6 protein-coding genes are annotated in these 5,929 nt (G+C 69.4%); 3 read left to right on the forward strand and 3 right to left on the reverse strand.

All coding sequences use genetic code 11. The features are described from left to right. Both HY68_RS07995 and HY68_RS08000 read right to left on the reverse strand, forming a co-directional pair. The coding region (locus HY68_RS07995; RefSeq protein WP_063779700.1) for a redox-sensing transcriptional repressor Rex at positions 1-723 on the reverse strand (723 nt) is incomplete at its 3' end. Between the two features lie 284 nt (positions 724-1,007). Next, on the reverse strand, positions 1,008-1,289 hold the full coding sequence (locus HY68_RS08000; RefSeq protein ID WP_041986185.1) for a glutaredoxin family protein: 282 nt from the start codon (positions 1,287-1,289) through the stop codon (positions 1,008-1,010). Between the two features lie 151 nt (positions 1,290-1,440). On the opposite strand from HY68_RS08000, the gene HY68_RS08005 reads away from it, so the two are divergent. The 3 genes from HY68_RS08005 (at position 1,441) to HY68_RS08015 (ending at position 4,970) form a co-directional block, all read left to right on the forward strand. Then, entirely contained in the window at positions 1,441-2,412 is a 972-nt protein-coding gene (locus HY68_RS08005; protein WP_041986187.1) for an HAD-IB family hydrolase, read from the forward strand. 260 nt (positions 2,413-2,672) lie between these two features. Then, on the forward strand, positions 2,673-3,467 hold the full coding sequence (locus HY68_RS08010; protein ID WP_041986189.1) for an ECF subfamily RNA polymerase sigma factor, BldN family: 795 nt from the start codon (positions 2,673-2,675) through the stop codon (positions 3,465-3,467). Between the two features lie 267 nt (positions 3,468-3,734). Next, on the forward strand, positions 3,735-4,970 hold the full coding sequence (locus HY68_RS08015; RefSeq protein WP_041986192.1) for a DUF5667 domain-containing protein: 1,236 nt from the start codon (positions 3,735-3,737) through the stop codon (positions 4,968-4,970). Between the two features lie 86 nt (positions 4,971-5,056). Here HY68_RS08015 and HY68_RS08020 read toward each other — a convergent pair. Then, a partial coding sequence (locus tag HY68_RS08020) for a lysophospholipid acyltransferase family protein (RefSeq protein WP_063779624.1) occupies positions 5,057-5,929 on the reverse strand: 873 nt, incomplete at its 5' end.

Genomic DNA, 5,929 nt, shown 5'->3' on the forward strand with positions numbered 1-5,929 from the left:
CGCCGGGGGCGCGACGGGCGGCGGCGCCGCCGCTGCTTCCGCCGCCTCGGCCGCGGCGTCCTCGCCGGCCTTGCGCTGCTCGTGGAAGGCGAGGATCTGCAGCTCGATGGAGAGATCGACCTTGCGCACGTCGACACCGTCGGGAACGGTCAGGACGGTCGGCGCGAAGTTGAGGATGGACGTGACACCGGCGGCGACGAGCCGTTCACAGACGGCCTGCGCCGCTCCCGCGGGGGTGGCGATGACACCGATCGAGACACCGTTGTCACTGATGATCTTCTCCAGCTCGTCCGAGTGCTGGACGGGCATCCCGGCGACCGGCTTGCCGGCCATCGCGGGATCGGCGTCTATCAGGGCCGCGACCCGGAAGCCGCGCGAGGCGAACCCGCCGTAATTGGCGAGCGCCGCGCCGAGGTTACCGATACCGACGATCACGACCGGCCAGTCCTGGGTGAGGCCGAGCTCACGCGAGATCTGGTACACGAGATACTCGACGTCGTAGCCCACACCGCGGGTCCCGTAGGAGCCGAGGTACGAGAAGTCCTTGCGCAGCTTCGCGGAGTTGACCCCGGCGGCCGCGGCCAGTTCCTCGGACGAGACCGTGGGGACCGAGCGCTCCGAGAGTCCGGTGAGCGCTCGCAGATACAGCGGAAGCCGGGCGACGGTTGCCTCGGGGATTCCTCGGCTACGGGTCGCCGGTCGGTGAGTTCGGCCAGTTGCCACGGTGCTCCTGCGGGATGAGCGGGGCTGCAGGCGGCCGTATGTCCCAGGACCGCCCCGTCGAATGCAGGCTATGTCTTTGTGAACGCGTGCACAAAGATGGTGTCCGCTTTGTCCGAGCAAAGTGACCGGGGTCACGCGTCCCGATCGGCCGCCGGAGGAACCGCCGGCCACGTCAGCCCGTTGCACACACGAAGGGGGCAAAGCCGTACACACTCCTCACGAATACGCCCCCGGGACCTGAGAAAACACCAGCAAAGCGCCCACGATGGTAACCGCCTTTTCGGTCAGGCCCCCAGTTCGCGACGGAGCCGATCGGCGTCCACCCGCCAGAACGTGTGCTGCTCGCCGTCGACCAGGACCACCGGAATCTGCTCCCAGTACTCCCGGTGCAGCGCCTCGTCCCGCGAGATGTCCTTCTCCTCCCAGACCGCACCCGCCTCGGCGCACACGGCCTCGACGACCGAGCGCGCGTCGTCACAGAGATGACACCCCGGTTTGGAGATGAGCGTCACAACACGCTCGGCCGCATCCTTCTTCTTCACGCCACGCCGCAACAGAGGACTCATGGACCCCATTCTCCGCCCGACCGGCGCGAGAAGCCGCCGGTCATCCACAGCCGCCCGGGATCTCCCGATTAACACACCGGTCGTGGAGAGTTCACGCCCTCGGCGCCACGACACGTCAGGAACTGACAGACAGACTGGCTATGCTCACGATATGGCCGCACTGGGATGGCTCACCCCCCGTAGGCGCTCCGCGACACCCCGGAGCGTGCTGGCAGGCGAAGCCGCAGCCGAGGCAGCACGCAAGTCCTCGCAAGGCTCCCAGGTCCTGCCGGACCTGCTGGACCAGCAGGACCCGGCGGCGCAGGGCGCGGACGAAGACCCCGGGCGGACGCCCGACTTCCCCGTCATCGGCGACGAGCGGGCAGCCGCCTTCTTCGACCTCGACAACACCGTGATGCAGGGCGCCGCGATCTTCCACTTCGGCCGCGGCCTCTACAAGCGGAAGTTCTTCCAGCGCCGCGAGCTGGCCAGGTTCGCCTGGCAGCAGGCGTGGTTCAGGCTGGCAGGCGTCGAGGACCCGGAACACATGCAGGACGCGCGCGACAGCGCCCTGTCCATCGTCAAGGGCCACCGCGTCTCCGAGCTGATGTCGATCGGCGAGGAGATCTACGACGAATACATGGCCGACCGCATCTGGCCGGGCACCCGCGCCCTCGCCCAGGCCCACCTCGACGCCGGCCAGCAGGTCTGGCTCGTCACGGCGGCGCCCGTCGAGACGGCGACCATCATCGCCCGCAGGCTCGGCCTGACCGGCGCGCTGGGCACCGTCGCCGAATCCGTCGACGGCGTGTACACGGGCAAGCTCGTCGGCGAGCCGCTGCACGGCCCGGCCAAGGCCGAGGCCGTACGCGCGCTCGCCGCGGCCGAGGGGTTCGACCTCGAACGGTGCGCCGCGTACAGCGACTCCCACAACGACATCCCGATGCTCTCGCTCGTCGGGCACCCGTACGCGATCAACCCGGACACCAAACTCCGCAAGCACGCGCGGCAGCTGGACTGGCGCCTGCGCGACTACCGCACCGGCCGCAAGGCGGCCAAGGTCGGCATCCCGGCCGCCGCCGGAGTGGGCGCCCTCGCGGGCGGTACGGCAGCCGCCGTGGCGCTGCGCCGCCGCTACCGCTGACAGGTATCCGCCACACCCCCGGAGCGGTCCGGCCGCGGACAGATCTTGACGCAATCTGATCAATTAGCGATCACGATGTGCGACTTAAAGCGCTACCCAGACGCCACAGAAGCGACCTAATCGGTGATTTGAGCAACTGGGTGTAGCGATGCCTGTACGAAGCGTTATTCTCCTCAGACGCATACCGGACCCCACACGTCGCCACGACGAGTGAACGGTCCCGCACTGCACGTGATGGAAGCTCTGCCTCTGGGAGTCCCGTGTACCCACACGTCGGGGTTGACGCCTCGGGCCTGGCTACGCTGCGCGCAACGGTCCTCGACCACTTGCGCGGCTTCGTCCCCACCGCGTACGCCGTCCCCGCCTTCGCCGCACCGGCCCCTGCCGTGAGCGGCCCTATCGGACCTTGTTATGCCCTGGCGAGCGGCGGTGCGGCAGTCGGCAGACGGGGAAGCCGAAGCAGCGCCGCCGCATCGACCACCGCTCGCCGGCCCAGCGCCGACAGCGACAGCGCGCGCATGATGGATCTCGTCGAGCGCGCCCAGGCCGGTGAGGCCGACGCGTTCGGCCGGCTGTACGACCAGTACAGCGACACCGTCTACCGCTACATCTATTACCGCGTGGGCGGAAAGGCGACCGCGGAAGACCTCACCAGCGAGACGTTCCTGCGCGCCCTGCGCCGGATCTCCACCTTCACCTGGCAAGGGCGCGACTTCGGCGCCTGGCTGGTCACGATCGCCCGGAACCTGGTCGCCGACCATTTCAAGTCGAGCCGCTTCCGACTGGAAGTGACCACGGGCGAGATGCTCGACGCCAACGAGGTGGCACGCAGCCCGGAGGACTCCGTCCTGGAGTCCCTCTCCAACGCGGCGCTGCTCGAAGCCGTACGCAAGCTCAACCCCCAGCAGCAGGAGTGCGTGACACTGCGCTTCCTGCAGGGCCTCTCGGTCGCCGAAACGGCCAGGGTCATGGGCAAGAACGAAGGAGCGATCAAGACCTTGCAGTACCGGGCCGTCCGCACCCTGGCCCGGCTGCTCCCGGAAGACGCCCGCTGACCGAACCACCCTCGACCCCCGCCCACCCCTGGTGGGCCCTGTCCGGCCGAAGACCCAACTCACAGTCGGTGACGCCTCGATGACGCACTGGTCCGATCATCCGTCGCGCGTAACCCAAGTGCCGCGCCGCTCGTTGTGCGGGATGCAGGCTCCCTGCGGTCACGCCGTGCTCGCAGCCACTCACTCGATCGTGTGGCTGCGCTCAAGGCGTGCAACCTTCCGGACCCCCAGGGGAGTCGATCGTCATGACGAGAGGAGGTGCCGCCAGTGATCGCGAACGTTTCGTCACACCGGCGGGCGAACGCCTTCGCCCAGGCCCTGGAAGACCAGACGGTCCAGGGCGCGGCGGCCGAACAGCCCGCCGATTCGGCCGAACCGGCCGAACAGGGGCGGCTGTTGGCCCTGGCGAGCGGGCTCGGCGAACTGCCGAGACCGACGCTGGACCCCGAGGTCAAAGTGGTGCAACGAGCACAGCTCGTGGCAGCCATGGAGACCATGCTGCGGGAAGGCACAATCGGCGGAGGTGTGACGTCGGGCCCCACGGTGCCCGAGCAGCGGACGGCAGGCAGGGGTGCCCACCGGGCCTCCCCGCTCCGGAAGCTGCGCCCGCGGTCCCGCTGGTCGAAGAGTCTCGCCGCCGGCGGACTCACGGTCGGCGTGGCAGCCGGCGCGTTCGGCGGCGTGGCAGCGGCAAGCAACAACGCACTGCCGGGTGACTCGCTCTACGGGCTCAAACGCGGCATGGAGGACTTCAAGCTCGGCATGGCGGGGGACGACTCCGCGCGGGGCGGGATCTACCTCGACCACGCCTCGACCCGTCTCAACGAAGCCCGCCGGCTCCTCGAACGCGACCGCGTCGGCCATCTCGACCACGAGCAGCTGAACGAGATCCGGCGCGCGCTGAGCGGGATGAAGTACGACGCCACGCAAGGCCACCGGCTGCTCCACCAGGCGTACGAACGGGACGGCTCGCTCGGCCCGATCGCCACGCTCTCGTCGTTCTCCGCCTCGCACCGCCAGGCGTGGAACGGGGTGCGTGACCGGCTGCCCGTACAGCTCACCGACGTCGGAAACCAGGTCAGTTCGGTCTTCGACGCCATAGACGAAGAGGTCGCCCCGCTCCAGTCCCTGCTGCCACCCACCCCGGAGAAGCGCCACCGCTCCACCTCCACCAGCCCCGGCTCCACCCAGGACGCCGGCGGCTCCGCCCACAAGGACAGTCCCTCGCCCTCCTCAGCGCACAAGAGCGAGAGCGGCGGCCCGCACCACGAGAGCGGCACCCCCTCACCGTCGGGATCCCGCTCGCACTCCGGCAGCACGCCGGACAAGGGCCTCCTCGACGGCGGTGCGGGCGGACTGCTCGACCCCCCGTCGGACAGCGACGAACCGTCGTCCCCGCCCGACAAGCAGGACAACGGCAACCCCGGTCCGGACGTCACGATCCCGCCCCTGCTGCCGGATCTGCTGCCGGGCCTCGGCCTGAACGCGGAAGACGCCGACTGATCACGGCTGAGGCGCGGCGCACCCGATAGGGAGCGCCGCGCCTCAGCCATGTCCCGGCGGCCGACCTCAGAAGAACTCAGAAGACCTCAGAAGAAGACGGACCGCCGCTGCACCAGCAGCTTGTACAGCGTGTGCTGGATCTGCTCCCGCACCTGGTCCGTCAGGTTGAACATCAGCATCGGATCCTCCGCCGCCTCCGGCGGGTAGCCGTCCGTGGGGATCGGCTCACCGAACTGGATCGTCCACTTCGTCGGCAGCGGCACCGCCCCGAGCGGTCCCAGCCACGGAAACGTCGGCGTCAGCGGGAAGTACGGGATCCCCAGCAGCCGCGCGACCGTCTTCGCGTTGCCGAGCATCGGATAGATCTCCTCGGCCCCGACGATCGAGCACGGCACGATCGGCGCCCCCGCGCGCAGCGCCGTCGACACGAACCCGCCCCGGCCGAACCGCTGCAGCTTGTAGCGCTCGCTGAACGGCTTGCCGATGCCCTTGAAGCCCTCCGGCATCACCCCGACGACCTCGCCGCGCTGCAGAAGCCGCTCCGCGTCCTCCGCGCACGCCAGGGTGTGCCCGGCCTTGCGCGCCAGCTCGTTGACGACCGGCATCATGAAGACCAGATCGGCGGCCAGCAGCCGCAGATGCCGCTCGGCGGGATGGTTGTCATGGACGGCGACCTGCATCATCAGCCCGTCCCACGGCAGCGTCCCCGAGTGGTTGGCCACCACGAGCGCCCCGCCCTCCGCCGGGATGTTCTCGATGCCCTTCACCTCGACGCGGAAGTACTTCTCGTACAGCGGCCGGATCAGCGACATCAGGACCTGGTCGGTCAGCTCCTTGTCGTACCCGAACTCGTCGACCTCGTAATCCCCGGTGACCCGCCGCCGCAGGAACGCCAGCCCGCCGGCCAGCCGGCGCTCCCAGCTGTCGCCGCGCGGCTCGGGCTCCGCAGCCGCGGCCAC

The organism is Streptomyces sp. AcH 505 (assembly GCF_000818175.1).
GTDB lineage: Bacteria > Actinomycetota > Actinomycetes > Streptomycetales > Streptomycetaceae > Streptomyces.

What these genes read in the sequence shown, in the direction of transcription:
- HY68_RS08005 (WP_041986187.1), top strand. Translation starts at nt 1,441, where the DNA reads ATGGCCGCACTGGGATGGCTCACCCCCCGTAGGCGCTCCGCGACACCC.
- HY68_RS08000 (WP_041986185.1), bottom strand. Translation starts at nt 1,289, where the DNA reads ATGAGTCCTCTGTTGCGGCGTGGCGTGAAGAAGAAGGATGCGGCCGAG.